Annotated in this window: 21 protein-coding genes; 15 read left to right on the top strand and 6 right to left on the bottom strand. The window is 74.4% G+C overall.

Going from position 1 to position 23,882, the window contains the following annotated elements:
• The first annotated feature begins 34 nt into the window (after window positions 1-34).
• The 6 genes from AC067J_RS02840 (at window position 35) to AC067J_RS02865 (ending at window position 9,141) form a co-directional block, all read left to right on the top strand.
• Window positions 35-1,216, top strand: coding sequence for an alpha/beta hydrolase (locus AC067J_RS02840; RefSeq protein ID WP_478296163.1), 1,182 nt, complete (start codon window positions 35-37; stop codon window positions 1,214-1,216).
• A gap of 116 nt (window positions 1,217-1,332) precedes the next feature.
• The gene (locus AC067J_RS02845) at window positions 1,333-2,568 is read left to right on the top strand and encodes an acyltransferase family protein (RefSeq protein ID WP_478296164.1); all 1,236 of its coding nucleotides are present in this window, start codon (window positions 1,333-1,335) and stop codon (window positions 2,566-2,568) included.
• A 328-nt stretch (window positions 2,569-2,896) separates the two neighbouring features.
• Complete coding sequence (locus AC067J_RS02850) at window positions 2,897-4,834, top strand: galactose oxidase-like domain-containing protein (protein WP_478296165.1); 1,938 nt, start codon at window positions 2,897-2,899, stop codon at window positions 4,832-4,834.
• Between the two features lie 45 nt (window positions 4,835-4,879).
• The gene (locus AC067J_RS02855; protein WP_478296166.1) at window positions 4,880-7,240 is read left to right on the top strand and encodes a Dyp-type peroxidase; all 2,361 of its coding nucleotides are present in this window, start codon (window positions 4,880-4,882) and stop codon (window positions 7,238-7,240) included.
• A gap of 97 nt (window positions 7,241-7,337) precedes the next feature.
• A complete protein-coding gene (locus AC067J_RS02860; RefSeq protein WP_478296167.1) occupies window positions 7,338-7,769 on the top strand; it encodes an MmcQ/YjbR family DNA-binding protein in 432 nt (143 codons plus the stop codon).
• Window positions 7,770-7,929: 160 nt separating this feature from the next.
• Entirely contained in the window at window positions 7,930-9,141 is a 1,212-nt protein-coding gene (locus AC067J_RS02865) for an alpha/beta hydrolase (protein ID WP_478296168.1), read from the top strand.
• Window positions 9,142-9,298: 157 nt separating this feature from the next.
• Here the strand turns inward: AC067J_RS02865 and AC067J_RS02870 are convergent, their stop codons facing one another.
• A complete protein-coding gene (locus AC067J_RS02870) occupies window positions 9,299-10,276 on the bottom strand; it encodes a helix-turn-helix transcriptional regulator (RefSeq protein ID WP_478296169.1) in 978 nt (325 codons plus the stop codon).
• Between the two features lie 101 nt (window positions 10,277-10,377).
• Between AC067J_RS02870 and AC067J_RS02875 the strand changes: the two genes are divergently transcribed.
• Entirely contained in the window at window positions 10,378-10,962 is a 585-nt protein-coding gene (locus tag AC067J_RS02875) for a TIGR03086 family metal-binding protein (RefSeq protein WP_478296170.1), read from the top strand.
• A 37-nt stretch (window positions 10,963-10,999) separates the two neighbouring features.
• On the opposite strand, the gene AC067J_RS02880 is transcribed toward AC067J_RS02875, so the two are convergent.
• Window positions 11,000-11,455, bottom strand: a complete 456-nt coding sequence (locus AC067J_RS02880; protein ID WP_478296171.1) for a MerR family transcriptional regulator — start codon at window positions 11,453-11,455, stop codon at window positions 11,000-11,002.
• Window positions 11,456-11,569: 114 nt separating this feature from the next.
• Here AC067J_RS02880 and AC067J_RS02885 point away from each other — a divergent pair, with 114 nt between their 5' ends.
• Window positions 11,570-12,397, top strand: a complete 828-nt coding sequence (locus AC067J_RS02885) for a serine hydrolase domain-containing protein (protein WP_478296172.1) — start codon at window positions 11,570-11,572, stop codon at window positions 12,395-12,397.
• A gap of 35 nt (window positions 12,398-12,432) precedes the next feature.
• On the opposite strand, the gene AC067J_RS02890 is transcribed toward AC067J_RS02885, so the two are convergent.
• Window positions 12,433-13,209, bottom strand: a complete 777-nt coding sequence (locus tag AC067J_RS02890) for a pirin family protein (RefSeq protein WP_478296173.1) — start codon at window positions 13,207-13,209, stop codon at window positions 12,433-12,435.
• A gap of 205 nt (window positions 13,210-13,414) precedes the next feature.
• Here AC067J_RS02890 and AC067J_RS02895 point away from each other — a divergent pair, with 205 nt between their 5' ends.
• The 5 genes from AC067J_RS02895 to fabF all read left to right on the top strand — a co-directional run bounded on the left by AC067J_RS02895 (window position 13,415) and on the right by fabF (window position 18,436).
• Window positions 13,415-14,611, top strand: coding sequence for a PucR family transcriptional regulator (locus AC067J_RS02895; protein ID WP_478296362.1), 1,197 nt, complete (start codon window positions 13,415-13,417; stop codon window positions 14,609-14,611).
• Window positions 14,612-14,701: 90 nt separating this feature from the next.
• Window positions 14,702-15,673, top strand: a complete 972-nt coding sequence (locus AC067J_RS02900) for an ACP S-malonyltransferase (RefSeq protein ID WP_478296174.1) — start codon at window positions 14,702-14,704, stop codon at window positions 15,671-15,673.
• Window positions 15,670-16,704, top strand: coding sequence for a beta-ketoacyl-ACP synthase III (locus AC067J_RS02905; RefSeq protein WP_478296175.1), 1,035 nt, complete (start codon window positions 15,670-15,672; stop codon window positions 16,702-16,704). Before AC067J_RS02900 ends, AC067J_RS02905 begins: the two co-directional genes overlap by 4 nt.
• A gap of 80 nt (window positions 16,705-16,784) precedes the next feature.
• Window positions 16,785-17,027 carry an acyl carrier protein gene (locus AC067J_RS02910; protein ID WP_030310143.1) on the top strand — a complete coding sequence of 81 codons (243 nt, stop codon included), beginning with the start codon at window positions 16,785-16,787 and terminating at the stop codon, window positions 17,025-17,027.
• Window positions 17,028-17,173: 146 nt separating this feature from the next.
• Window positions 17,174-18,436 (top strand): beta-ketoacyl-ACP synthase II, encoded by a 1,263-nt coding sequence (gene fabF, locus AC067J_RS02915; protein WP_478296176.1) that lies wholly within the window; start codon window positions 17,174-17,176, stop codon window positions 18,434-18,436.
• A 111-nt stretch (window positions 18,437-18,547) separates the two neighbouring features.
• Here the strand turns inward: fabF and AC067J_RS02920 are convergent, their stop codons facing one another.
• The gene (locus tag AC067J_RS02920; RefSeq protein WP_478296177.1) at window positions 18,548-19,042 is read right to left on the bottom strand and encodes a DUF3145 domain-containing protein; all 495 of its coding nucleotides are present in this window, start codon (window positions 19,040-19,042) and stop codon (window positions 18,548-18,550) included.
• 398 nt (window positions 19,043-19,440) lie between these two features.
• Window positions 19,441-20,469 (bottom strand): NADP-dependent oxidoreductase, encoded by a 1,029-nt coding sequence (locus tag AC067J_RS02925; protein WP_478296178.1) that lies wholly within the window; start codon window positions 20,467-20,469, stop codon window positions 19,441-19,443.
• Window positions 20,470-20,559: 90 nt separating this feature from the next.
• On the opposite strand from AC067J_RS02925, the gene AC067J_RS02930 reads away from it, so the two are divergent.
• Together AC067J_RS02930 and AC067J_RS02935 are read left to right on the top strand one after the other, a co-directional pair.
• The gene (locus tag AC067J_RS02930; RefSeq protein WP_478296179.1) at window positions 20,560-21,024 is read left to right on the top strand and encodes a MarR family winged helix-turn-helix transcriptional regulator; all 465 of its coding nucleotides are present in this window, start codon (window positions 20,560-20,562) and stop codon (window positions 21,022-21,024) included.
• A 160-nt stretch (window positions 21,025-21,184) separates the two neighbouring features.
• On the top strand, window positions 21,185-22,744 hold the full coding sequence (locus AC067J_RS02935; RefSeq protein WP_478296180.1) for an LCP family protein: 1,560 nt from the start codon (window positions 21,185-21,187) through the stop codon (window positions 22,742-22,744).
• Between the two features lie 92 nt (window positions 22,745-22,836).
• Here the strand turns inward: AC067J_RS02935 and AC067J_RS02940 are convergent, their stop codons facing one another.
• Window positions 22,837-23,760 carry a 1-aminocyclopropane-1-carboxylate deaminase/D-cysteine desulfhydrase gene (locus tag AC067J_RS02940; protein ID WP_478296181.1) on the bottom strand — a complete coding sequence of 308 codons (924 nt, stop codon included), beginning with the start codon at window positions 23,758-23,760 and terminating at the stop codon, window positions 22,837-22,839.
• Window positions 23,761-23,882: the final 122 nt, after the last annotated feature.

Raw genomic sequence — 23,882 nt, forward strand, 5'->3', positions numbered from 1 at the left:
CGTCGAAGCCGAACGGACGAGGGAGAGAACGGACATGCGGCAGCAGCCCACGCAGCGGCGCACCCGGCAGCGCACCGAGCGGCGGCCCCGGCGGATCCGGCGGACGGTCGCCGCCGCCGGCCTGGCGCTGGCCGCCGTGCTCGGAGCGGGCGGCTGGGCCGCCGCCGACGGCCAGCACGCGGTGACCGGGCCGCCGCCCGGCGCGGCCGCCTGGACCGCGGACACCACCCTCGGCCTGCGGCTGCCCGACCCGGCCACCGCCGCCCCCGCCGAGGTGGCCGCCTTCTTCGACCGGCTGCCGGCCGCCGCCCGGGACGCCCTGGCGGTCCGCCACCCGCTGGTGGTCGGCAACCTCGACGGCGCGCCGGTCCGGCTCCGCTACCGGGCCAACGAGTCGGCGCTGGCCGAGGAGCTCGGGCGTGAACTGGCCCGCGCCGCCGACCCCTCGCTCACCCCGCAGGACCAGGCCGCCGCCCGGCAGCGCGCCGACCGGTACCGCACCCTGCTCGACGGGGCGCGGCGGGGCGGCCGGCAGTTCCTCGCCTTCGACCCGCGGGGCCGGGGCCAGATCGCCGAGGTGTACGGCGACCTGGCCGCCGCCGGCCGGACCGCGGTCGTCGTCCCCGGTTCCGACATCGACCTGCACACCTTCGACCGCGCCGGCGACCCGTACGGCACCCCGGCCGGAATGGCCCGCGCGCTGTACGGGGCCACCGGCGGGCGGACCGCCGTGATCGCCTGGGCCGGCTACACCACCCCGGTCGGGGTGGGCCCGGACGCCGCCACCGAGACGCTGGCCGAGGCCGGCGCCGAGCGGCTGACCAGGCTGCTCGACGGGCTCGCCGCCACCACCCGCCCCGCCGCGCCGGCCACGGTGTTCTGCCACAGCTACGGCTCGGTGGTCTGCGGGCTGGCCCGGCCGGGGCCGGAGCAGTCCTCCGGCGTGGTGGTGCTCGGCTCGCCGGGGCTGGGCGTCGACTCGGCCGCCGACCTGGATCCGCGGGTGCCGCTCTGGGCCGCCGAGCGGAACGGCTCGGACTGGATCGGCCACGTGCCGTTCGTCCGGCTCCTCGGCCTCGGCCACGGCGCCGACCCGACCGGCCGGGGGTTCGGCGCCCGCCCGCTGCCGGCCACCGGCTCGCACGGCCACACCGGCTACTTCGCCCCGGGCACCGCCTCGCTGACCGCCTTCGCCGACGTCGCGCTCGGCCGCTGACCCGGCCACCGGCCGCCGACCCCGCGCGCCGCCGACCGCCCCGCCCGGCACCTCCCGCTCCCCCGCCCCGCTCCCCCGCCCACCGCTCCGCCATACCCGCGAACGGAGACCCCGTCATGCCCAGCCCGCTCACCGCCCTCCGACGGGCCGCCCACCAGGTGGACGCCCGCACCCCCGGGACCCGCGACCGGGCCCTCGACGGCCTGCGCGCACTCGCCCTGCTCGCCGTCCCGGTCGGCCACTGGCTGCTCGGCGGATTCACCCTCTCCCCCGACGGCGCGCTGCACAACGCCAGCCCGCTCTCCTCCCCGGCGCTCGGGTTCTTCGCCCCGGCCAGCTGGCTGCTCCAGATGCTCGGCGTGTTCTTCCTGGTCGGCGGGTTCTCCTCGGTGCGCTCGCTGGAGCGGGCCCGCGCCAAGGGCGTCGGCCAGGGCCGCTGGCTGCGCGGCCGGGCGGTCCGGCTGCTCCGCCCGGTGCTCGGGGTGACGGCCGTCTGGGCCCTGCTGATCCCGCTGCTGCCGCACCTCGGCGTCCCCGCCGACACGGTGCGGACCGGGTCGACGCTGGTGGTGCAGCCGCTCTGGTACATCGGCGTCTACCTGGGGCTGACCGCGCTCACCCCGCTCTGCGTGGCCGCCGCCCGCCGGCTGGGCGGCTGGTCGGCGGGCGTCCTCCTGGCCGCCGTCGCCCTCGTCGACCTGCTCCGGTACGGGCCGTGGGCCGAGGCGGTGCCGTCCTGGGTCGGGCTGCTGAACATCCTGCCGGGCTGGCTGTTCGGCTACCAGCTCGGTGTGCTCTGGGCGCGCGGCCGGCTGGGCCGCCCGGCCGCCCGCCTGCTGCTGCTCGGCGGCGGCGCGCTGTTCGCCGCGCTGCTGCTGTTCTGGAACTACCCGGCCAGCATGGTCGGCGTCCCCGGCGCCGAGCGGACCAACTCCCACCCACCGTCCCTGCTGGTGCTGGCGCTGGCCTCGGTGCAGTGCGGCGCCGCGGTGCTGCTGCGCGAGCGGCTCGGCCGGCTGCTGACCCGCCGTCCGCTGCTGTGGCTGCCGGTGGTCGCGGTCAACCTGTCGGCGATGACGATCTTCTGCTGGCACCAGAGCGCCATGCTGGCCGTCGCGGTGCCGGGTGCGGCCGCCCTGGGCGAGGTGCCGGGGCTGACCGTGGCGCCGGACTCGCTCGGCTGGGTGGCCGTCCGGCTGGCGCTGCTGCCGCTGTTCGGCGCCGTGCTGGTCGGGATCGGGTGGTTCACCCGGCGGTTCGACGGGCCGTGGACGGCCTTCTCGCGGCCCGCCAAGGCGGTGGCCGGAGCGGGGGCGGCGTTCTTCGCCGCGTACGCGCTGGGCGTGGTCTGAGCACCCCGGCAGTCGAGGCGAAGGCGGGGCGCGGGCCGACTGGCTCGCGCCCCTTCCGCGTACGGCGCCCCGTCCCCGGCCCACCGGTGGCTCACCGTCACCCACCCACCGCTGGCACTCCGTCACCCGCCGACTGGTGGCGCGCCGTCACCCGCCTTCGGCACCCGCCCGCCGAACGCAGTGCATCCGCATGCGAACCACCACGCACTGTGATGTTCTGTGACGGTCGGCGACCATCGGTGCGCCCGCGCCCGCCCACGGCCCGTCCGCCCGCACCGTTCGACCCCGATGCCCCCACACCGGACGCCCCCACCCTCCGAGGAGTTCCATGTCCCCGTCCCCACCGCGGCCCGCCGACCGGCCCCGGGCCCACCGCCGACTCGCCACCGCCGTCGCCACCGCCGTGGTCTGCGCGCTGACCGCCGGCACCGTCCTCGCCGCCGCCGGCCCGGCCGGCGCCCTGGTCGGCACCCACGGCTCCGACCACCACGACCCGGCCGGGGCCGACGCCGCCGCCGGCACCGCCCCGCGGATCGCCGACCCCCGGGTCCAGGCCGAACTGCGGGACGACGAGGTCGCCGCGCTCGGCCAGGAGCACGCCGAGGAGCACGCCAGCGCGCGGGCGGCCATGCGCGGCATCGGCGACTACCCGCAGACCACCCGCACCAACCGCCTCAAGGCCCTGACGGACTCCCAGACGAGCATCAACGCCGGCTTCGACCCGACCGTCTTCGGCGCGTTCAAGGAGTACTTCCCCTCCCCCGACTTCGCCGCCCACATCGCCATGCTGCCGACCGGCAAGGTGCTGCTGTTCTCCTTCGAACGGATCGAGACCAACCCGGAGAAGGAGCCCGCCCCCACCCAGACCACCGGCAAGGAGAACGCCGGCCGCGCCTTCCTCTGGGACCCGGCCAAGGGCTCCGGCCCCGACTCGTTCACCAGGGCCACCCCGCCGGTGATCGACATGCCGGACGGCCTCAGCGAGCCGCGCCCGGCACCGTTCTTCTGCGCCGGCCACTCCTTCCTCCCCAACGGCATGCTCGGCGTCTTCGGCGGCAACCTCGGCGGCAACGGCGGCACCGGCGCCAAGCTGTCGCTGATCTTCGACCCCTGGACCGAGACCTGGACCCGCAACCCCGACATGTCGGTCGGCCGCTGGTACCCGTCGGTGGTCACCGGCGCGGACGGCCGGCAGCTGATCATGTCCGGCCAGTCCGAACTGGGCTGGGGCACCCCGACGCCGGTGGTCGAGCGGTTCCCGGCCAAGACCTACCCGGTGCCCTCGCTCAAGACCGAGACCCCGACGAACACCCCGGTCGACCGGTTCAAGGCCGACGCCCCGTTCAGCCTCGACTACCCGCACCTGTTCTCGCTGCGCGACGGCGACGTCTACGCCTTCGGCCGCCAGCCGGCCGAGCAGTGGGCCTTCGACCCGGTCAACGAGACCCGCCGCGACCTGCTGGCCCGCCCGGACGGCCGCAAGCGCAACTACGGCTCGGCCGTCCCCCTCCCCGGCGGCCCGAACGGCCCGGACTCCGCCCTGGTCCTCGGCGGCGACCGGGACAACCCGAGCACCCTGCGCTTCTCCAACGGCAACTGGACCGCCGAGAAGTCCCGCGCCTTCGGCCGCACCCAGGACGACACCCTGCTGCTGCCCAACGGCAGCCTGCTGACCGTCAACGGCGCGTACGACATCCGCGACTACGGCAACGGCCCGTACAACCCGAACGCCGACCTCAAGTACCGGCAGACCGAGCTGCGCGACGCACAGGGCAACTGGAAGCTCGGCCCCGTCCAGCGGCTGCCGCGCGGCTACCACTCCAACGCCGTGGTGATGCCCGACGGACGGATCATGGTGACCGGCGACGAGCTCCAGCAGCTCGCCAACGACCCGGACATCAAGGACGACATGAACGGCAGCATCGAGATCTACGAGCCTGCCTACCTCCACCAGGGCAACCGCCCGTCGATCGAGCGGGCCCCGACCACCCCGATCGGCTACGACAAGAACTTCCTCGTCACCACCACGACCCCCGGGCTCGTCTCCAAGGCCGTGCTGCTCTCGCCGACCACCGCCACCCACTCGGTCAACACCAGCCAGCGCCACCTCGAACTGCGGCTCAGCAGCCGGGCCGGCAACCGCCTGGAGCTCCAGGCCCCGCCGGACGCCAAGGCCGCGCCGCCCGGCTGGTACATGCTCTTCCTGCTCAACGACCAGGGCGTGCCCTCCGTCGCCAAGTGGGTGCAGCTCAGCTCCTCGGCCTGACCCGGCCCCGCCCCCTCCCCCACGCACGACGAGGAGAACACCCCCATGACCACCCCGACGGATCTGCGGCTGCGCGAGAGCGACGAGATCCAGGGCGACATCATCGCCGGCTTCAAGAAGGACAACGTCTCCCTGCTGTTCCTCAAGTTCGAGGACGCCGCCCGGGCCCGCGACTGGCTGCGCCGGCTCGCCCCGCAGATCGCCACCACCCGCCAGGTCGCCGACTTCAACGCGGCGTTCAGCGAGGCCCGCAAGTCCTCGGGCGGTGACGACCCGAGGACGCTCAAGGCCACCTGGCTGGGCCTCGGCCTGACCTACGAGGGCATGCGCCAGCTGTCCGCCACCGACCCGTTCCCGCAGCCCCCGCCGCCCGGCAGCGGCCTGGAGGCGTTCAAGGAGGGCTCGGCCAAGCGGGCCGGCGCGCTCGGCGACACCGGCGACAACTCCCCGGAGAACTGGCTCTTCGGCAACGGCAGGAGCCAGCCGGTGCACGCGGTGCTGACGATCGCCTCGGACACCGAGGAGGACCTGAGGACCACCGTCGAGGCGCAGCGCGAGGCGGCCGCCGCCGACCGGATCGTGATCGTGTTCCAACAGAACGCCCAGACCCTGAAGGGCAGTCGGCGGGGCAAGGAGCACTTCGGCTTCAAGGACGGCATCAGCGAGCCCGGCGTCCGCTTCTTCGACCGGCCCGACCCCAACCGGCCCGAGGAGGTCGAGGGCCACCCGGGCACCCGGATCGTCCCGGCCGGCGAGTTCGTCGTCGGCGAGCAGCCGGCCCCCGGCAGCGCCACCGAGTTCCCCGACTGGGCCCGCAACGGCTCCTTCCAGGTGGTCCGCCGGCTGTCCCAGGACGTGCCCGGCTGGTGGGCCCAGGTCTCGGTCAAGCTGAAGGAGCTCAAGCAGGCCAAGGCCGTCCCGGAGTCCGCCACCGCCGAGTGGCTGGCCGCCCGGCTGGTCGGCCGCTGGCGGTCCGGCGCGCCGGTCTGCAAGCACCAGGACCGGGACGTCCCGAACGACCCGGCGGCCTCGTCGGACAACGACTTCGACTTCCGGGACGACCTGGAGGGCCTGGCCACCCCGCTGTTCTCGCACCTGCGCAAGACCAGCCCGCGGGCCGGTCTGCAGGCGCCCGACCCGAGCTCGCCGCCGTTCGACGCCAAGGTCCTGGACGGCCGCCGGATCATCCGCCGCGGCGCGCCGTACGGGCACCCGTTCGACCCGGCCTCCGAGGGCCCGGGCGGCCCGGACGACCCGCGCGGCCTGCTCTTCGTCTGCTACCAGGCCGACATCGCCCGGCAGTTCGAGTTCATCCAGGCCGACTGGATGGATCAGCCGGACTTCCCGCCCGGCCGCAACCCGGAGCCCGGCAAGGACCCGGTGACCCAGGAGGCCGACCTGGTCGACTTCGAGAGCCGGGGCGTGGACGGTGCGGTCAGGCACACGCCGCTGAGCTTCCAGCAGTTCGTCCAGACCCAGGGCTCGGTCTACGCGTTCGCGCCGTCGATCAGCACCCTGAAGGCGCTCTGCGACGGGCGGCTCACCGGCCAGGGCCAGAACGGCAGCCAGAGTCAGAACGGCAGCCAGGGGCAGGGCCAGAGCGGGAGCCAGGGCCAGACCCAGACCCAGCAGGGCGGCCAGACCACCCCGCAGGCCGGCCGGGCCTACCCGTGCGACGAGATCATCGCCGTCCCGGACCAGTGGCGGCGCGGCGGGCAGAGCCAGTTCTGGGCCTGCCACGGCGACCGCTACCGGAAGATCTCGGTCGCCGACGGCACCGCCCACACCGACCGGGTGGTCAAGGGCGACAGCGGGCTGAGCAGCCACTCGTGTTTCCAGGGCGTCGACCGGATCGACTGCGTCCTGCCGATGCCCGACCTGCAGAACCCCGGTGGCAAGAGCTGGTACTGGTGCTTCCACACCACCGGCGGCCGTCAGCAGTACCGGGCCGTCTCGATCACCTGCGGCAGCACCCACACCGGCACGCTGGAGCGCCCGGACCGCGACCTCACCCCCTGGGGTTCGCTCAAGGGCGTCGGCCGGGTCGACTGCTTCCTCCCGGTGCCCGACCAGCAGCGGGTCGGCGGGAAGAGCTGGTACTGGTGCTTCCACACCACCGGCGGCCGCCAGCAGTACCGGCTGATCTCGGTGGCGGACGGCGCCGCGCACACCGACGTGCTGGAGCGCACCGACCGCGAACTCTCCCAGTGGGGCTCGCTGAACGGCGTCGGCACGGTGGACTGCTTCCTGCCCGTGCCGGACTGCCAGCGGGTCGGCGGGAAGAGCGAGTACTGGGTGTTCCACGGCGAGAACTACCGCCGGATCTCGGTGGCCGACGGCAGCGGCCACCCGGACCGCCTGGTCAGCGGCGACCGCTCCTGCTCCGCCTGGAACTCGCTGAGCTGACCGGCCCGCCCCGGACGGCACCCGGCAGCACCCGGTCCGCCCCCGCGCCCTCCGGCGCCGGGGGCGGACTGTCGTACCCCTGCCCTACGCTGCCGCCATGGTGACCTTCGACGAGTTCCGGGCGATGGCCCTCGCCCTGCCGCAGGCCGCGCAGCAGCCCACCTGGGAGATCGAGACCCTGCGGGTGGGCGCGAAGATCTTCGCGATGGGCTCCCCGGACGGCGACTCCGTCACCGTGAAGGCCTCCCGGGCGGACCAGGCCGAGCTGCTCGCCGCCGAGCCTGAGGTCTTCTCCTACGCCCCGTACGTCGGCCAGCACGGCTGGGTGAGCGTCCGGCTGGACCTGGTCGACGGGGACGAGCTGCAGGACCTGCTGACCGAGGCCTGGCGGCGCACCGCACCGAAGCAGCTGGTCCGGGAGTTCGACGCGGGGCGGGACGCCGGTACGGCGCCGGCGCGGAAACCGGGGGTCGCGGAGTTCGGACGGGTGAAGCCGACCCGTGGAGCGGGGCGCAGCCCTAACGGGTGACGCCCATTCGGTCACCTCCGGTTCATGTGATCCATCCCACAGTTTAAGGTGCGCCCAGTTCTCCCCCCGGCCCCTAGGCTTGCGCTGGGAAGTTGGCAGTCGTACCACCCTCCGGGCCCCGTCCGCGGATCGGTGACGGGACTCTCAGGGAGTTGAGGCGATGCGCCGTCGGCGGTGGAAGCATGTCCTGATCGGCGCCTTCGCGGGCTGCGCGGTCCTCGCCGACGCGGGTGCGGCGGCCGCCCAGGCCGCCGCCGCCACCGAGCAGTTGGCTATCTCCACGCCCCCGGCCGGCAGTGCCGCCTGGGTCGAGGACCACTCGTACGGGCAGGACCTGCCCGACCCGGCCACCACCACGCCGGCCGCCGCGGCCGAGTTCTTCGCCCGCCTCACCCCGGCCGAGCTGAACCGGCTGGTCGAGGCGTACCCGCTGGTGGTCGGCAACTTCGACGGCGCCCCGCTCGCGCTGCGCTACCGGGCCAACCGGGTGGCGCTGGCCGCCGAGCGTGACCGCGCCCGGGCCCGGGCCGCCGACCCGAAGCTCGACTCCGACCTGCACGCGCTGGCGGTCTCCCGGGCCAACGACGTCGAGAGCCTGCTCGCCGCCGGGCGGCAGATCCTCGCCTTCGACCCGCGCGGCCGCGGCCTGCTCACCGAGGTCTGGGGCGACCTCTCCTCGGCCGACCGGGTCGCCGTGATCGTCCCCGGTTCGGACGCCGACCTCGGCCACTTCGACCAGGCCGTCGAGCCGCTCCGCTCCCCCGCCGGGATGGCCCGCGCGCTGTACGCGGAGGAGCGCCGGCAGTCCCCGGGCTCGCACACCGCGGTGGTCGCGTGGACCGGCTACGTCACCCCGTCCGGCCTCGGCCCGGACGCCGTCACCTCCCGGCTCGCCGACGTCGGGGCCCCCCGGCTGCGGCGGCTGCTCGCCGGGCTCCGGGAGACCACCCGGCCGGAGGCGCCGCCGGCGCTGTTCTGCCACTCCTACGGATCGGTGGTCTGCGGCACCGCCGCACCGGACATCCCCCGGGCCGCCGCCTCGCCGTCCGACACCTCCGGGATCACCGACCTGGTGGTCTTCGGCTCCCCGGGCATGGGCGTGGAGAGCACCTCGGAGCTGGGCGACGGCGTGCACGTCTGGGCCACCCGCAACGAGAGCGACTGGATCGGCAACGTGCCGTACCTGGAGTTCGGCGGGCTCGGCCACGGCGCCGACCCGACCTCGGCGGACTTCGGCTCCGAGCAGGTGTCCTCGGCCCGTTCCTCCGGCCACAACGGCTACTTCGCCACCGGCACCGACAGCCTGCACAACTTCGCGGCCGTCGCGCTCGGCACCTACCAGGACGTGGTCCGCCCGGCCCCCGAGGCCTGACGGACCGCCGGGGCCTGCGGTGCGTTCAGGGCCTTCGGTGCAGTCAGGGCCTGCGGTGCGTTCAGGGCCTTCGGTGCGTTCAGGGCCTGCGGCCGGGTCGGCACCGGTCGGCCGGACGGCCGCCGGAGCCGGCGGGGCGGGTGCGGCCGCAGGAGCGTCAGCGCGCGTCCTGGTAGAGCCTGGCCGCCTCGGCGGCCGCCCGGGCCATCTCCCGGCGGGCGGACGGCGGGGAGAGCACCTCGGCGTCCGCGCCGAAGGCGAGCAGCGCGCGGACCGCCGGCAGCGACTGGAAGCCCAGCGCGAGCTCGACCCAGTCCTCCGGAGCCCCGCCGCCGGAGCCGGGCGGCGGGGCGGCGAGCCGGCCGCCGTGGATCCGGACGAACATGTCCAGCCGACCGCGCCGGACCCGCACCGCGACCCGCACCTCCTTGGGCAGCCGCTCCACCTGCTCGCGCAGCACGGCCCAGACCTCGCCCAGCCCCAGCCCCGGCCGGCGGCGCACCGGTTCCTCGGACGTCTCGGCGTACAGCACCCGGTCGGCCCGGAACAGCCGCGGCTCGCCCTGCAGATCGGCCACCAGGTACCAGACGGCTGCCTTGCTGACCAGGCCGTACGGGTCGACGGTGTACTCCACCGGGCCGGGCGTGCCGCTGTGCCGGTAGCGCAGCAGCAGGCGGCGGTCGGCGAAGACGGCGTACTGGAGCTCGCCGAGGTCCGGCCCGGGCGGGGCGCCGGCCTGCAGCCAGCGCGCCGGGTCGACCAGGATGCGTTCGCTGATCCGCTCGGCGCCCGGGCGGTGCGGGGCGGGCAGCGCGGCCATCACCTTGCGCAGCGCGGAGCCGAGCGCGCCGTCCAGTCCGAGGTCGGTGTGCGCGCCCTGGGCCGAGAGCACGAACAGCGCGCGGGCCTCGTCGGCGGTCAGCCCGCTGACGTCGGTGCGGTAGCCGGGCAGCAGACTGATGCCGCCGTGCCGGCCGCGCTCGGTGTACACCGGAACGCCCGCCGTGGAGAGCGCCTCGACGTCGCGGTAGATGGTGCGGACCGACACCTCCAGCCGTTCGGCCAGTTCGGTGGCGGGCACCCGGCCGCGGGTCTGGAGCAGCAGCAGGATCGAGAGCAGGCGGTCGGCCTTCATGGGGACGAGGATCGCAGAAAACCTGACGCCGGATGTCAGGTTTTACCGGGAGATTGCCTCCCGAGACGAAAAACCCTCCGTACCGATGGAGTTGATCCCGCATGGACACCGTGGACACCACCCAGGACCCGCGCCCGCAGTACCTGCTCGCCCTCGGCCAGCTGGAGAAGCTGATCGCCGAGGCCGGACCGGAGACCCTCGACCGGCCCACCCCGTGCACCGAGTACGACCTGCGGACCCTGCTCGGCCACGTGGTCGGCGGCGTCCACCGGCTCGCGTACATGGGCGAGGGCGGCCGCAGCGAGGACGTCGCGGCGATGACCGGCGAACTGGCCGACGACGCCTGGCCGGCCGCCCTCGACCGGGCCCGGGCCCGGGTGACCGCCGCCTGGGCCGACGACGCCAGGCTGGACCTCCCGGCCGCCGCGCCCTGGGGCGAGGTGCCGGGCCGGGCCGCCGTGGGCGGCTACGTCCTGGAGACCGTCACCCACGGCTGGGACATCGCCCGGGCGCTCGGCAGCACCGTCCCGCTGGACGAGCGGCTGGCCGAGACCGCGCTGGCGATCGCCGAGGCCGTGCTGCCGGCCGGCCCGCGCGAGGGCGCCCCGTTCGGCCCGGCCCGGCCCGCCCCGGCCGACGCCGACCCGTACACCAGGCTCGCCGCCTTCCTCGGCCGCGAGGTCTGACCGGCCGGCCGCCCCCGCGGCGGGCCGGGCGCCCGGGCTACCGCGCCGGGCCGCTCCCCGCGATCCGCCCGGCGTACAGCTCGATCTTGTGGTCGAGCACGGCCAGGGTCGCGTGCAGGTCCGCGACCTGCTGCCGCACCTCCTCCCGGTGGGCGAGCAGCAGGTCGCGCCGGTCCTCCATGGTCCGGTCGCCCGCGCGGGCCAGCTCCACGTACTGCAGCATCCCGGCCACCGTCATCCCGGTCAGCCGCAGCCGGCCCAGGAAGGCCAGCCGGTGCAGATCGGCGTCGCTGTACCGGCGCTGGCCGGAGGCGGAGCGGTCCACCGGGTCGAGCAGGCCGATCCGCTCGTACCAGCGCAAGGTGTGGGCGGTCAGCCCGCTGGCCACCGCCACCTCGCCGATGGTGTGCCGCGGCGTCCGGTCCGGCTCGCCGACCGGCGTGCGGAACACGTCGGAGCAGGTGCGCAGGTCGAGCTCGATCGGAGCGGGCATGGCCATGGTGGAACCCCCGGTGGCGTACGGGGCCGTCGGCGCCGACGGCCTGGAATGCACTCCGGACAAGCCTGCCATCCCGGCGGCACCGGCCTCCCCGTTAGAGTCGGGCCCATGGAGAGCTTGCGGAAGATCGAGGACTGGCCGGTGCCGAACGCGGCGGCGGCCGTGGTGCGGGGTGCGGACGGCGCGGTACTGGGCGCGCACGGGCCGCAGGACCACCTGTTCCCGCTGGCGTCGGTGACCAAGCTGCTCACCTCGTACGCCGTGCTGGTCGCCGTGGAGGAGGGCGTCTTCGAGCTGGACGACCCGGCCGGGCCGGAGGGCTCGACCGTGCGCCACCTGCTGGCCCACACCTCGGGCCTGGCCTTCGACGAGCACAAGGTGATGGCCGCCCCCGGCAACCGCCGGCTCTACTCCAACGCCGGCTTCGACGTGCTGGCGCAGACCCTCCAGCAGGCCGCCGGCATCGAGTTCGGCCGGTACGCGGCGGAGGCCGTCTTCGAGCCGCTCGGCATGCGCTCGACGCTGATCAACACCGCGCACCGGACCCCGGCCGGCGCCGGCGGGCTCTCCACCGTCGCCGACCTGACGCTGTTCGCGGCCGAGCTCCAGTCGCCCAAGCTGCTGGACCCGTCAACGCTGCGCGCCGCCACCCGCGAGGTCGCCTTCCCCGGGACGAGCGGCGTGCTGCCCGGCTACGGGCACCGCCGGCCGAACGACTGGGGCCTGGGCTTCGAGATCCGGGACGGCAAGGCGCCGCACTGGACCGGCACCGCCAACTCCCCCGCCACCTTCGGCCACTTCGGCCAGTCCGGCACCTTCCTGTGGGTCGACCCGGAGGCCGGCGCGGCCTGCATCGCGCTCACCGACCGGGACTTCGGGCCGTGGGCCGCCGAGGTCTGGCCGGTGCTCGGCGACGCCGTGCTCGCCGAGCTCTAGGCCCTAGGAGCCGCCCGCCCGGGCTCCGCGCCCGCTCAGCCGTACGAGACCGGCGAGTGCATCTCCCAGAGGAGCAGCTCGGCGCCGGTCCCGCCGGCCGTCGGCGCGGCGAAGGCGTTCCCGGTGATCCGCACGCTGTCGCCGGGCTCCATCGAGCGGCCGCCGCCCTGCGGCCCGGGCACCGTCCGGTAGCCGAGCGAGCCGGCCGTCAGGTGCGCGTACCGCCAGGCGGCGGCCGGGAGTTCGGGCAGCGGCTGCCAGGGCCCGGCGGTCACCAGCCAGAGCGCGGCGTCACTGCGCCGCAGCCGCAGCGCGTCCGTCCCGGCGTCCCGCGCCAGCCCGGAGGCGAGCAGCGTCAACCCGCCGTCGGCCGGTTCCACCCGGCGCAGCCCGTACGACGGGGGCGCGTCGAAGGCGTCCGGCTGGAGCCACATCTGCACGAACCGGACCGGGCCCTCGGCGCCGCCGACGTTCCGCTCGGTGTGGGTGACGCCGGCGCCCGCGCTCAGGTGCTGGACCATGCCGGGGCGGACGACGCCGCCGTGCCCCCGGGAGTCCCGGTGGGCCAGCGCGCCCTCCAGCACCCAGGTGAGGATCTCGGTGTCCCGGTGCTTGTGCTCGTCGAACCCGGCGCCGGGGGCGAGCAGTTCCTCGTTGCAGGCGAGCAGCGCGCCGAAGTGGGTGTTCTTCGGGTCGTAGTGCCCGGAGAAGGAGAAGGCGTGCCTGGTCTCGACGCCCTCGGCGGGGGTGGAGAGGTAGCGTTCGGCGGTTCGGCGCAGATCGGCGCGCGGGCGGGCGGGGGCGTCGGTCACGGCCCCACGGTAGCGGGTGGGCGGCTGCCGCCGTGCCGCTCCGCCGGGGGGCGTGCACAAGCAGTCACTCCGGTGAGGCAGTCTTGTCCTTGTGCCAGCCGCTTCCGCGAACTCCAAGAGCGATCCGACCGCCAAGCCCGACAAGAACGGGAAGACTCCGACACCCGGCGCCGGGAGAGACCGGCCGGGCCGCGCGGCTCCGCGCCTGACCGCGCAGGAGCGCAAGCTCGCCGCCGAGCGCGCGGAGCGCCGGGCCGCGACGCTCAAGCGACTGGAGAAGTCCTCGGGCAAACTGGCCTCCGCCGCGATCGCGCGGATGGACGACCAGCTCGGCTGGTACCGGCGGATGCCGCCGGAGCACCGCTCCTGGATCGGCCTGGTCGCCCAGGCCGGTATCGCCGCCTTCACCGAGTGGTACCGCAAGCCGGACGCCCCGCAGGCGATCTCCACCGACGTCTTCGGCACCGCGCCGCGCGAGCTGACCAGGGCGATCACCCTGCGCCAGACCGTCGAGCTGATCCGCACCACGATCGAGGTGATGGAGGAGGCCATCGAGGAGGTGGCCTCCCCCGGCGACGAGGCGGACATGCGCGAGTCGGTCCTGGTCTACGCCCGGGAGATCGCCTTCGCCACCGCCCAGGTGTACGCCCAGGCCGCCGAGGCCCGGGGTGCCTGGGACGCCCGCCTGGAGGCGCTGGTGGTCAACTCGCTGCTCTCCGGGGACGCCGACGAGGGCGTGCTCTCGCGCGCCGCCGCCCTCGGCTGGGGCCAGCCCAGCCAGGTCCGGGTGGTGATGGGCTCGGCTCCGGACGGCGACAGCGAGCTGGTGGTCGAGGCGATCCGCCGGGCCGCCCGGTACGCCAAGCTGCACGTGCTGACCGGGGTGCTGGGCAAGCGCCTGGTGGTGGTGGTCGGCGGCGACAAGGAGCCGGTGCACGCGGCCCGGGCACTGATCGGCCAGTTCGCCGCGGGCCCGGTGGTGGTCGGCCCGACCGTGCCGGACCTGCTGTCGGCGACCCGCTCGGCGCACGCCGCGGCGGCCGGCCTGCGGGCCTGCGCGGCCTGGCCGGACGCACCGCGCCCGGTGCTGGCCGACGACCTGCTGCCCGAGCGGGCGCTGGCCGGCGACCAGGCGGCCCGCCGCCAGCTGGTGGAGGAGATCTACACACCGCTCGACGAAGCCGGGTCGGCACTCCTGGAGACCTTGAGTGTCTATCTGGAACAGGCCTCCTCACTCGAAGGCGCGGCCCGGATGCTCTTCGTCCACCCGAACACGGTGCGCTACCGGCTTCGACGTGTGACCGACGTCACGGGCTACGCTCCCTCCGACGTACGTTCGGCGTTCACCCTGCGTATCGCACTGGCGCTGGGAAGGCTCACGGCCGCCGGGGAGTCCAGCTGAGCTCGATGTAGGGACCTTACAATCCGGGATGCTTTTCTTCGTTACCGTCGCCTACCCGCCCCCGGGCGCTCGGCGAGAGAGGGTTGAACCGTGCTCGTAATCGTCGCCCCTGGACAGGGTGCTCAGACCCCCGGTTTCCTCAGCCCCTGGCTGGAGCTCGACGGTGTCGCCGACCGCCTCCGCGGCTGGTCGGAGGTCGCCGGGCTCGACCTGGTGCACGCGGGCACCGAGGCGTCCGCCGAGGAGATCAAGGACACCGCCGTCGCCCAGCCGCTGCTGGTGGCAGCCGGCCTGGTGACCGCCGGCGTGCTGTTCCCGGACGGGGACACCGCCACCGCACCGGTCGGCGCCGTGGCCGGCCACAGCGTCGGCGAGATCACCGCCGCCGCCTTCGCCGGGGCGCTGACCGCCCACGACGCCCTGACCTTCGTGCGCGAACGCAGCCTGGCCATGGCCGAGGCCGCCGCCGCCACCGAGACCGGGATGGCCGCCCTGCTGGGCGGCGACCCGGAGGTCGTCGCCGCCAAGCTGGCCGAGCACGGCCTGACCGCGGCCAACAACAACGGCGGCGGCCAGATCGTCGCGGCGGGCACGCTGCCGCAGCTGGACGCCCTGCGGGAGGACCCGCCGGCCGGGGCCCGGCTGGTCGCCCTCAAGGTGGCCGGCGCGTTCCACACCACCCACATGGCGCCGGGCGTCGAGCGGCTCGCCAAGCTGGCCCCGACCCTCCCGGTCGCCGACCCGCGGATCGCGTACGTCTCCAACCAGGACGGCGAGGTCGTCGCCTCCGGCGACGAGCTGCTGCGCCGCCTGGTGTCGCAGGTCTCCAACCCGGTCCGCTGGGACCTCTGCATGGAGACCCTGCAGCAGCTGGGCGCGACCGCCGTCATCGAGCTCGCCCCGGCGGGCACCCTCACCGGACTGGTCAAGCGCAACCTCAAGGGCGTGGCGTCGCTTGCCCTCAAGACCCCTGCCGACCTGGACAAGGCCCGCGCGCTCATCGCCGAGCACGCCGGCCCGGGCCGGGAGGACAGTGGTCAGGAGCAGGAGCAGCAGGCATGAGCAACACCCCCCAGATCCGCCCGGTCACCGGTGCGCAGTACTCGCGCATCCACGGGGTCGGCGGCTACCGGCCGGTCCGGGTGATCCCCAACGCCGAGGTGCTGACCTGGATCGACTCGTCGGACGAGTGGATCCGCACCCGCAGCGGGATCGCCGAGCGCCGCTGGGCCGGCCCGGAGGAGAGCGTCGCCGAGATGTCGGTGCAGGCGGCCGGCAAGGCGATCGCCCAGGCCGGGATCTCCCCGGACCGGATCGGCGGCGTGATCGTCGCGACCGTCTCGCACCTCAAGCAGACCCCGGCCATCGCCACCGAGATCGCCGAGCGGCTCGGTTGCGGCACCGCCCCGGCCTTCGACATCTCGGCGGCCTGCGCCGGCTTCGGCTACGGCCTGGGCCTGGCCGACGGCATGGTCCGCGGCGGCAGCGCCGAGTACGTGCTGGTGATCGGCGTGGAGCGGCTCAGCGACCTGACCGACCAGTCGGACCGCTCGACCGCGTTCATCTTCGGTGACGGCGCCGGCGCCGCGATCGTCGGCCCGTCCGACACGCCCGGCATCGGCAAGGTCATCTGGGGCTCGGACGGCTCGCAGAAGGACGTCATCTCGCAGACCGCGGCCTGGGACACCGCCTTCGCCAAGGAGGGCGCCGTCAACGGCGCGGGCGAGGAGACCAAGTGGCCGGCCCTCCGGATGGAGGGTCAGTCGGTCTTCCGCTGGGCGGTCTGGGAGATGGCCAAGGTGGCCCAGCAGGCGCTGGACGCCGCCGGGATCACCGCCGACCAGCTCGGCGCGTTCATCCCGCACCAGGCCAACATGCGCATCACCGACACCATGATCAAGACCCTGAAGCTCCCCGAGTCCGTGCCGGTGGCCCGCGACATCGCGGAGACCGGCAACACCTCGGCGGCCTCCATCCCCCTGGCGATGGAGCGCATGCTGGAGAGCGGCGAGGCCCGGAGCGGCGACCTCGCACTGATCATCGGGTTCGGGGCGGGTCTCGTCTACGCCGCGGCAGTCGTTACGCTCCCCTAGGCGTTTTCCGCCCGAACCATCCGCAAGCCTGCGTCCGTCCGCCGGGCGGCCGCATTCAACACCGAAGAGGAGCAGCCAGTATGGCTACCAAGGACGAGGTCCTGGAAGGTCTCGCCGAGATCGTCAACGAGATCGCCGGCATCCCGACCGAGGACGTCGAGCTCGACAAGTCCTTCACCGACGACCTGGACGTCGACTCGCTGTCCATGGTCGAGGTCGTCGTGGCCGCCGAGGAGCGCTTCGACGTCAAGATCCCGGACGACGAGGTCAAGAACCTGAAGACCGTCGGCGACGCGGTGAACTACATCCTCACCAACGCCTGAGCGGTCGACTCGTTCGACGCCTGACATCGGCCGACTCTCCCCGAGTCGGCCGACCCGCCGGCCGGGACGCCCCACCGGGCGCCCGGCCGGGCTCACCTTCGGCCGCCGCCGACCGCCCCCCGCACGATGTGAGAGAAGAAGATCCAGTGACCGTTGAAAACCGTACCGTGGTCGTCACGGGTATCGGCGCCTTCACGCCGCTGGGCGGCGACGCCGCCACCACGTGGGAGAACCTGGTCGCCGGGCGCTCCGGAGTGGCTGCCCTGACCGAGGAGTGGGCCGCCGACCTGCCCGTCCGGATCGCGGCGCGCACCGCCGTCGAGCCCGGTGAGATCCTCCCCCGCCCGCTCGCCCGCAAGCTGGACCGTTCGGCCCAGTTCGCCCTGATCGCCGCCCGCGAGGCCTGGGCCGACGCCGGCTACGAGACCCCCGCCACCGACGAGTCGTCCAAGCTGGCCCCCGAGCGCCTGGGCGCGGTGATCGCCTCCGGCATCGGCGGCGTGACCACCCTGCTCGACCAGTACGACGTGCTGAAGGAGAAGGGCTCCCGCAAGGTCTCCCCGCACACCGTCCCGATGCTGATGCCCAACTCCCCGGCGGCCAACGTCGGCCTGGAGGTCGGCGCCCGCGCGGGTGTGCACACCCCCGTCTCCGCCTGTGCCTCCGGCGCCGAGGCGATCGGCTACGCGATCGAGATGATCCGCACCGGCCGCGCCGACGTCGTGGTGGCCGGCGGCACCGAGGCGGCGATCCACCCGCTGCCGATCGCCGCGTTCGCCAACATGATGGCGATGTCCAAGAACAACGACGAGCCCCAGCGCGCCTCGCGCCCGTACGACAAGGGCCGGGACGGCTTCGTGCTGGGCGAGGGCGCCGGCGTGGTCGTGCTGGAGTCGGTCGAGCACGCCGAGGCCCGCGGTGCCCGGATCTACTGCGAGGCGGTCGGCCAGGGCCTGTCCTCGGACGCCCACCACATCGCCCAGCCCGAGCCGACCGGCGCCGGGGTGGCCCGCGCGCTGGCCGACCTGTTCGAGCGCAACGACCTGGACAAGTCCGAGATCGTGCACGTCAACGCGCACGCCACCTCGACCCCGCAGGGTGACACCGCCGAGCTGAAGGCGCTCCGCAAGGAGCTGGGCGGGGAGCTGGACCACATCGCCGTCTCGGCCACCAAGTCGATGACCGGTCACCTGCTGGGCGGCGCCGGCGGCATCGAGACCGTCGCCACCGTGCAGGCCCTGTACCACCGGATCGCCCCGCCGACCATCAACGTCGACGAGCTGGACGACGACGTGGACGCGGACATCGTCCGCGAGGCCCGCAAGCTGCCCGAGGGCCGGATCGCCGCGCTGAACAACTCGTTCGGCTTCGGCGGCCACAACGTGGTGCTGGCCTTCCGCACCCGCTGACGCCCGGCACGCCGAAGGGGCGGGTACCCACCTGGTGGGTACCCGCCCCTTCGGCGCGACCGGCCGGCGCGGCCGGGCGGCGCGGCCGGGCGGCGGTCCGGTGACGGCGCCTCAGACGACCTGGTGCAGCCAGCGCACCGGAGCGCCCTCGCCGGCGTACCGGAAGGGCTCCAGCTCGTCGTCCCAGGGCTTGCCGAGCAGCATCGCGATCTCGGCCTCCAGGTCCGCCCCCTCGCTGCGGGCGCGCAGCAGGACGGCGCGGAGCCGGTCCTCGGGGATCAGGATGTCCCCGTGGATGCCGGTGACCGCGTGGAAGATGCCGAGCGAGGGCGTGCTGCTGAACCGCTCACCCTCCGCCGTGGCGCAGGGCTCGCTGGTGACCTCGTACCGCATCAGCTGCCAGCCGCGCAGCGCGGAGGCGAGCTTCGAGGCCGTACCGGGCTCACCCTGCCAGGAGAGCTCGGCGCGCCAGTGTCCGGGCGCGGCCGGCTGGCGGATCCAGTCCAGGCTCACCCGCACACCGAGCACCCCCGCGACGGCCCACTCGACGTGCGGGCACAGCGCGCGGGGCGCGGAGTGGACGTACAGGACTCCACGTGTCGTCACCGGGACCTCCAGGCTGTGGACGAGGGTCGCCTTCCCCAGCTGCCTCGCGTTCGTGCCTGCGGTTGATCCACAGTTACCCACGTTAGCCGACATTAAGCCACTAAATTGAGCAAAACGGACAGGCTTTCGCTCAATGCTAGTCGAATCCTCAACGAGGTCCACCCCTCGGTCGGATCTCTCCCCCGAACGGCCCCATCGCCAGGCGGGACCACCGTACCGCGCCGCCCCGCACCATGGATGACGCACTTTCGGATCCGGCCGGAATGCGGTAGTGCGGCCGGATCCCCTCCGCCGGGTACGCAAACCGCCCCGCGCGCCCGGCCGGGGTTCCGGCGGGCGGCGGGGCGGAGCGGGTGCGGCGCGGGCGCGGGTTTCCCCAGGTCGCGGCCGACGCGGCGTCAGGTGTCCAGCCGGACCACCATCTTGCCGGTGTTGGCCCCGCGCAGCAGGTCCAGGAAGGCCTCCGCGGTGTGCTCGAAGCCGTCGACCACGGTCTCCTCGTTGCGCAGGCTGCCGTCCTTCAGCCAGCCGGCGACCTCGGCGACGAACTGCGGCTGCAGCGCGGCGTGGTCGCCCACCAGCATGCCCTCCAGGCGCAGCCGCTTGCCGATCGCCAGCGCCAGGTTGCGCGGGCCGGCCGGGGCGGTGGTGTCGTTGTACTGGGCGATGGCCCCGCAGAGCACGGCCCGGCCGTGCACGCCGAGCGCGCCGATCGCGGCCTCCAGGTGATCGCCGCCGACGTTGTCGAAGTAGAGGTCGATGCCCTCGGGCGCGACCTCCGCGAGCTGCTCGCGGACGGGGGCGTCCTTGTAGTTGAAGGCGGCGTCGAAGCCGTACTCGTCGACCAGCTTGGCGACCTTCTCCGCCGAGCCGGCCGAGCCGACGACCAGCGAGGCGCCCTTGAGCCTGGCGATCTGGCCGACCACCGAGCCGACCGCGCCGGCCGCGCCCGAGACGAAGACCCGGTCGCCCTCCTTGAGGCCGCCGACCGCGAGCAGGCCGGCGTACGCGGTGAGGCCGGTCATGCCGAGCACGCCGAGGTAGGCGGAGAGCGGCGCGACGGACGGGTCCACCTTGACCGCGCGCTGGGCCGGCAGGGTCGCGTACTCGCGCCAGCCGAGCCCGTGCAGCACGGCGTCGCCCGGGGCGAAGCCCTCCGCCTCGGAGGCGACCACGTAGCCGACGGCGCCGCCGTCCATGGCCTCGCCGAGCCGGAACGGCGGGACGTAGGACTTCACGTCGTTCATCCGGCCCCGCATGTACGGGTCGACCGACAGGTACGTGTTGCGGACCAGGATCTCGCCCGGACCGGGGCGTCGGACGGGCGCCTCGACCAGCGCGAAGTCGGTCGGGACCGGCCAGCCCTGGGGGCGGGCGGCGAGGTGCCACTCGCGGGCGGTGGCGGGCGCTTCCTGCTCGGCGGCCATCGGAGTACTCCCTACATGAAAGGTTGAGTCAGTGAAGTAACAATGGACATGAAAGGTTCATGTTGTCAACTTTTCAGGTAGACTGTCGTCATGGATACCCAGCCGACCCGGGCCGCCGCGCCGCAGCCCGACGAGATCACCCGTGAGGTCGTCGACCTGATGGCCAATCTGGTCGCGCTCTTCCACCGCGAGTACGAGGAGGCCGCCGCCGCCCGCTCGCTCACCGGAGCGCAGGCCAAGGTCCTCGCACTGCTGCGGCGCGGGCCGATGCCCATGCGCCAGATCGCCCAGACGCTCAGCTGCGAGCCGTCCAACATCACCGGCATCGTCGACCGGCTGGAGTCGCGCGGCTTCGTGACCAGGCAGGCCGACCAGCAGGACCGCCGGGTCAAGCTGGTCGCCGCCACCGGAACCGGCGCCACCGCCTCCGAGGAGCTCCGCGAGTCGCTCAACTTCGCCCGCGAGCCGCTCGCCGCGCTCGGCCCCGAGGAGCGCACCCAGCTGCGCGACCTGCTCCGCCGCATGCTGACGGGCGCCGCCGGCCCCGGCGCGTGAGCAGCATCACAGGCCCAACGGCCGGTCCGGCCGAATTGGCCGCGGATCGGAGGTAACCGAACACTCCCCCGAAACGTCTAACGTTCGAAGACCGGGCACCGGTCCGCCAAGCGGACGGTGCGGGTGGGAACCACGAACGTCAAACGGGGGGACGGGGAGGATGAGCAGCAGCTCGCGCCGCCGACGCATCATACGGACCGCGATAGGCCTCACCGCCGTCCTGGTGCTGACCGTAGCGGGTGCCGGCGCCTGGTTCTACCACCGGCTGGACAGCAACATCACCACCTTCGACCCGGGCGGCGTCGCCACCGAGCGCCCGCCCGCGGCCGTCCCCGCCACCCCGGGCGCCGCCGTCCCGGTCAACGTCCTGCTGCTCGGCTCGGACACCCGCAACGACGGCAACGACGACCTCGGCGGCGGCGACCTCGGCGTCGGCCACTCCGACACCACGATCCTGCTGCACATCTACGCGGACAAGAAGCACGCCGTCGGCGTCTCCATACCCCGCGACGCCCTGGTGACCATCCCGTCCTGCCGGCTGCCGAACGGCAGCTGGACGGCGCCGCGGACCAACCAGATGTTCAACGAGGCCTTCACCATCGGCGTGTCCCCCAACGGGAACCCGGCCTGCACCCAGAACACCGTCGAGGCCATGACCGGCCTGCGGATCGACCACACCATCGTGGTCGACTTCAAGGGCGTCGCCGCGATGACCGAGGCGATCAACGGCGTCGACGTCTGCATACCCAACGACGTCAACTCGCACGACATCAAGCTCAAGAAGGGCATGCAGAAGATCTCCGGCCAGCCGGCCGTGGACTACCTGCGGGCCCGCTACGGCTTCGGCGACAACTCCGACATCGGGCGGATGAAGCGCCAGCAGGCCTTCCTCTCCTCGATGATCCGCAAGATCCAGGGCCTCGGCTTCTCGCTGCCCACCCTGCTCCCGCTGGCCGACGCGGCCACCCGCTCGCTCACCGTGGACGAGGGCCTGGGCACCGCGATGAAGCTGGTCGACTTCGCGCAGTCGCTGCAGCACATCAAGCTCGCCGACATCACCTTCGTCACCGCCCCCTGGCGGTTCTCCACCAAGCAGTCGGGCCGGATCGACCTCGTCCGCCCCGACGTGGACACCCTCTGGCAGCTGCTGCGCGAGGACCGCACCCTGGACGGGCAGACCACGGGACAGGTCGCCGACCCCTCGACCGGCACGCCGACCCCCTCGCCCTCCGACCCGGCCTCCCCCGCCGCGGACGCAACCGCCCCGGCCTCCCCCGCCACCGCCCCGGCCTCCCCCGCCGCGGCCGCCACCCCGCTCTCGCCCGCGGAGGCGGACGCGCCCGTCACCGTGATCAACGGCGTCGGCACCCCGGGGCTGGCCGGCAAGGGCTCCGAGGCGATCCGCGCCAAGGGGTTCCGGAACGTCGAGCTCGGCCCGACCCAGGGCGGCCGGCTGCGCACCGAGATCTCCTACGACCCGCTGTTCAAGTCCGCGGCCGACCAGCTGGCACCGCTCTTCCCGGAGGCCCGGCTGGTCGAGGAGCCCGGCTCCGAGGGGGTCACCGTGATCCTCGGCCGCGACTACCGCCCGGCCGGCACCGCCGGCGGCGGCCCGGCCGCGACCCCCAGCGCCCCGGCGCCGACCAGCGTCCCCAGCGGCATCACCGAGAACACCCGCGGCGCCGACCTCGACCCCTGCTCCGACCTCACCTTCGGCTGAGCCTCCGGCCGGGAGCCCCGGTCGGACCTCCCCGACCGGGCCCCGACCGGGGGGCTCCGACCGGGACTCCGGCGGGGGCTCCGACCGGGCCGCTACGGTGCTTCCACCGGGTCGGGGAGCCCGGTGACCACGGCCGTCAGCCTGGTCCCGGGCGGGAAGGCCCCGGCCTCCGCCAGGTCGTACAGGGCGGCCAGCAGCTTGGCCACGTAGCGCCGCTCCAGCGCGACGCCGTGCCGCTGCCCGAAGCCGGCCGCGAACTCCTCCAGCGCGGCCGGCACCCGCCCGTACCCGCCCCCGTGGTGGTCGTGGTCGATCCGCCAGCCGCCGAACTCCCGCCCGTACGCCTCCCGGTGGAGCCGGGCCACCTCGCCCTCCAGATAGCCCTCCCCGCCCCGCAGCACCGCCACCCCGAGCGCCCGCGCCCCCGGCGGCAGTCCGGCCGCGATCCCGGCCAGCGTGCCGCCGGTGCCGACCGGGACGCAGACCACGTCCCGCTCGCCGAGGTCGGTCAGCTCCGCCGCGACCGCCGCCGCCCCGCGGGCCGCCAGGGCGTTCGACCCGCCCTCGGGCAGCACCAGGCACGGCCCCCAGCGCCGCCGCAGCCCGGCCGCCACCGCCGGGTCCGACTCGCAGCGCCCGGCCGTCTCCCGGTACTCCGCCCGGGACAGGAACACCAGCTCCATCCCGGCCGCCTCCGCGGCCCGCAGCGACCAGTTCCGCGGCGCGTCGGCCAGTTCCTCTCCCCGGACCAACCCGACGCTCTCCAGCCCGAGCGTGCCGGCGGCCACCGCGACCGCCCGCAGGTGCGTCGAGTACGCCCCGCCGAAGGTCAGCAGCCGGGTGTCGCCGCGCTCGACGGCCGCCGCCAGGTTCGGCGCCAGCTTGCGCCACTTGTTCCCCGGCACCAGCGGATGCGCCAGGTCGTCCCGCTTGAGCCGCAGCTCCACGCCCGCCCGGGCCAGTGCCTCGTCGGGGCAGTCCGTCAGGGGAGTCGGCAGCAGCGCGGGTTCGAGCATCCGGCCAGGATACGGAGCACCGTTCCGGCGGCCGTCCGGGAGTCCCCCGGGGCGGTGCCCGCCCCGGCCGGGCGCAGGGGGCGTCAACGCGCCCTCGGCGCGGACCTGTTCGAGTGATTCTC

Source organism: Kitasatospora sp. NPDC042419 (genome assembly GCF_056437345.1).

Bases quoted from the DNA above. Each gene is read 5' to 3' on its own strand.
- AC067J_RS02880 (WP_478296171.1), bottom strand. From the start codon at position 11,455: ATGCCCGCTCCGATCGAGCTCGACCTGCGCACCTGCTCCGACGTGTTC.
- AC067J_RS02930 (WP_478296179.1), top strand. From the start codon at position 20,560: ATGGATACCCAGCCGACCCGGGCCGCCGCGCCGCAGCCCGACGAGATC.
- AC067J_RS02925 (WP_478296178.1), bottom strand. From the start codon at position 20,469: ATGGCCGCCGAGCAGGAAGCGCCCGCCACCGCCCGCGAGTGGCACCTC.
- AC067J_RS02905 (WP_478296175.1), top strand. From the start codon at position 15,670: ATGAGCAACACCCCCCAGATCCGCCCGGTCACCGGTGCGCAGTACTCG.
- AC067J_RS02875 (WP_478296170.1), top strand. From the start codon at position 10,378: ATGGACACCGTGGACACCACCCAGGACCCGCGCCCGCAGTACCTGCTC.
- AC067J_RS02860 (WP_478296167.1), top strand. From the start codon at position 7,338: ATGGTGACCTTCGACGAGTTCCGGGCGATGGCCCTCGCCCTGCCGCAG.
- AC067J_RS02840 (WP_478296163.1), top strand. From the start codon at position 35: ATGCGGCAGCAGCCCACGCAGCGGCGCACCCGGCAGCGCACCGAGCGG.
- AC067J_RS02935 (WP_478296180.1), top strand. From the start codon at position 21,185: ATGAGCAGCAGCTCGCGCCGCCGACGCATCATACGGACCGCGATAGGC.
- AC067J_RS02910 (WP_030310143.1), top strand. From the start codon at position 16,785: ATGGCTACCAAGGACGAGGTCCTGGAAGGTCTCGCCGAGATCGTCAAC.
- AC067J_RS02850 (WP_478296165.1), top strand. From the start codon at position 2,897: ATGTCCCCGTCCCCACCGCGGCCCGCCGACCGGCCCCGGGCCCACCGC.
- AC067J_RS02885 (WP_478296172.1), top strand. From the start codon at position 11,570: ATGGAGAGCTTGCGGAAGATCGAGGACTGGCCGGTGCCGAACGCGGCG.
- AC067J_RS02855 (WP_478296166.1), top strand. From the start codon at position 4,880: ATGACCACCCCGACGGATCTGCGGCTGCGCGAGAGCGACGAGATCCAG.
- AC067J_RS02870 (WP_478296169.1), bottom strand. From the start codon at position 10,276: ATGAAGGCCGACCGCCTGCTCTCGATCCTGCTGCTGCTCCAGACCCGC.
- AC067J_RS02845 (WP_478296164.1), top strand. From the start codon at position 1,333: ATGCCCAGCCCGCTCACCGCCCTCCGACGGGCCGCCCACCAGGTGGAC.
- AC067J_RS02940 (WP_478296181.1), bottom strand. From the start codon at position 23,760: ATGCTCGAACCCGCGCTGCTGCCGACTCCCCTGACGGACTGCCCCGAC.
- AC067J_RS02865 (WP_478296168.1), top strand. From the start codon at position 7,930: ATGCGCCGTCGGCGGTGGAAGCATGTCCTGATCGGCGCCTTCGCGGGC.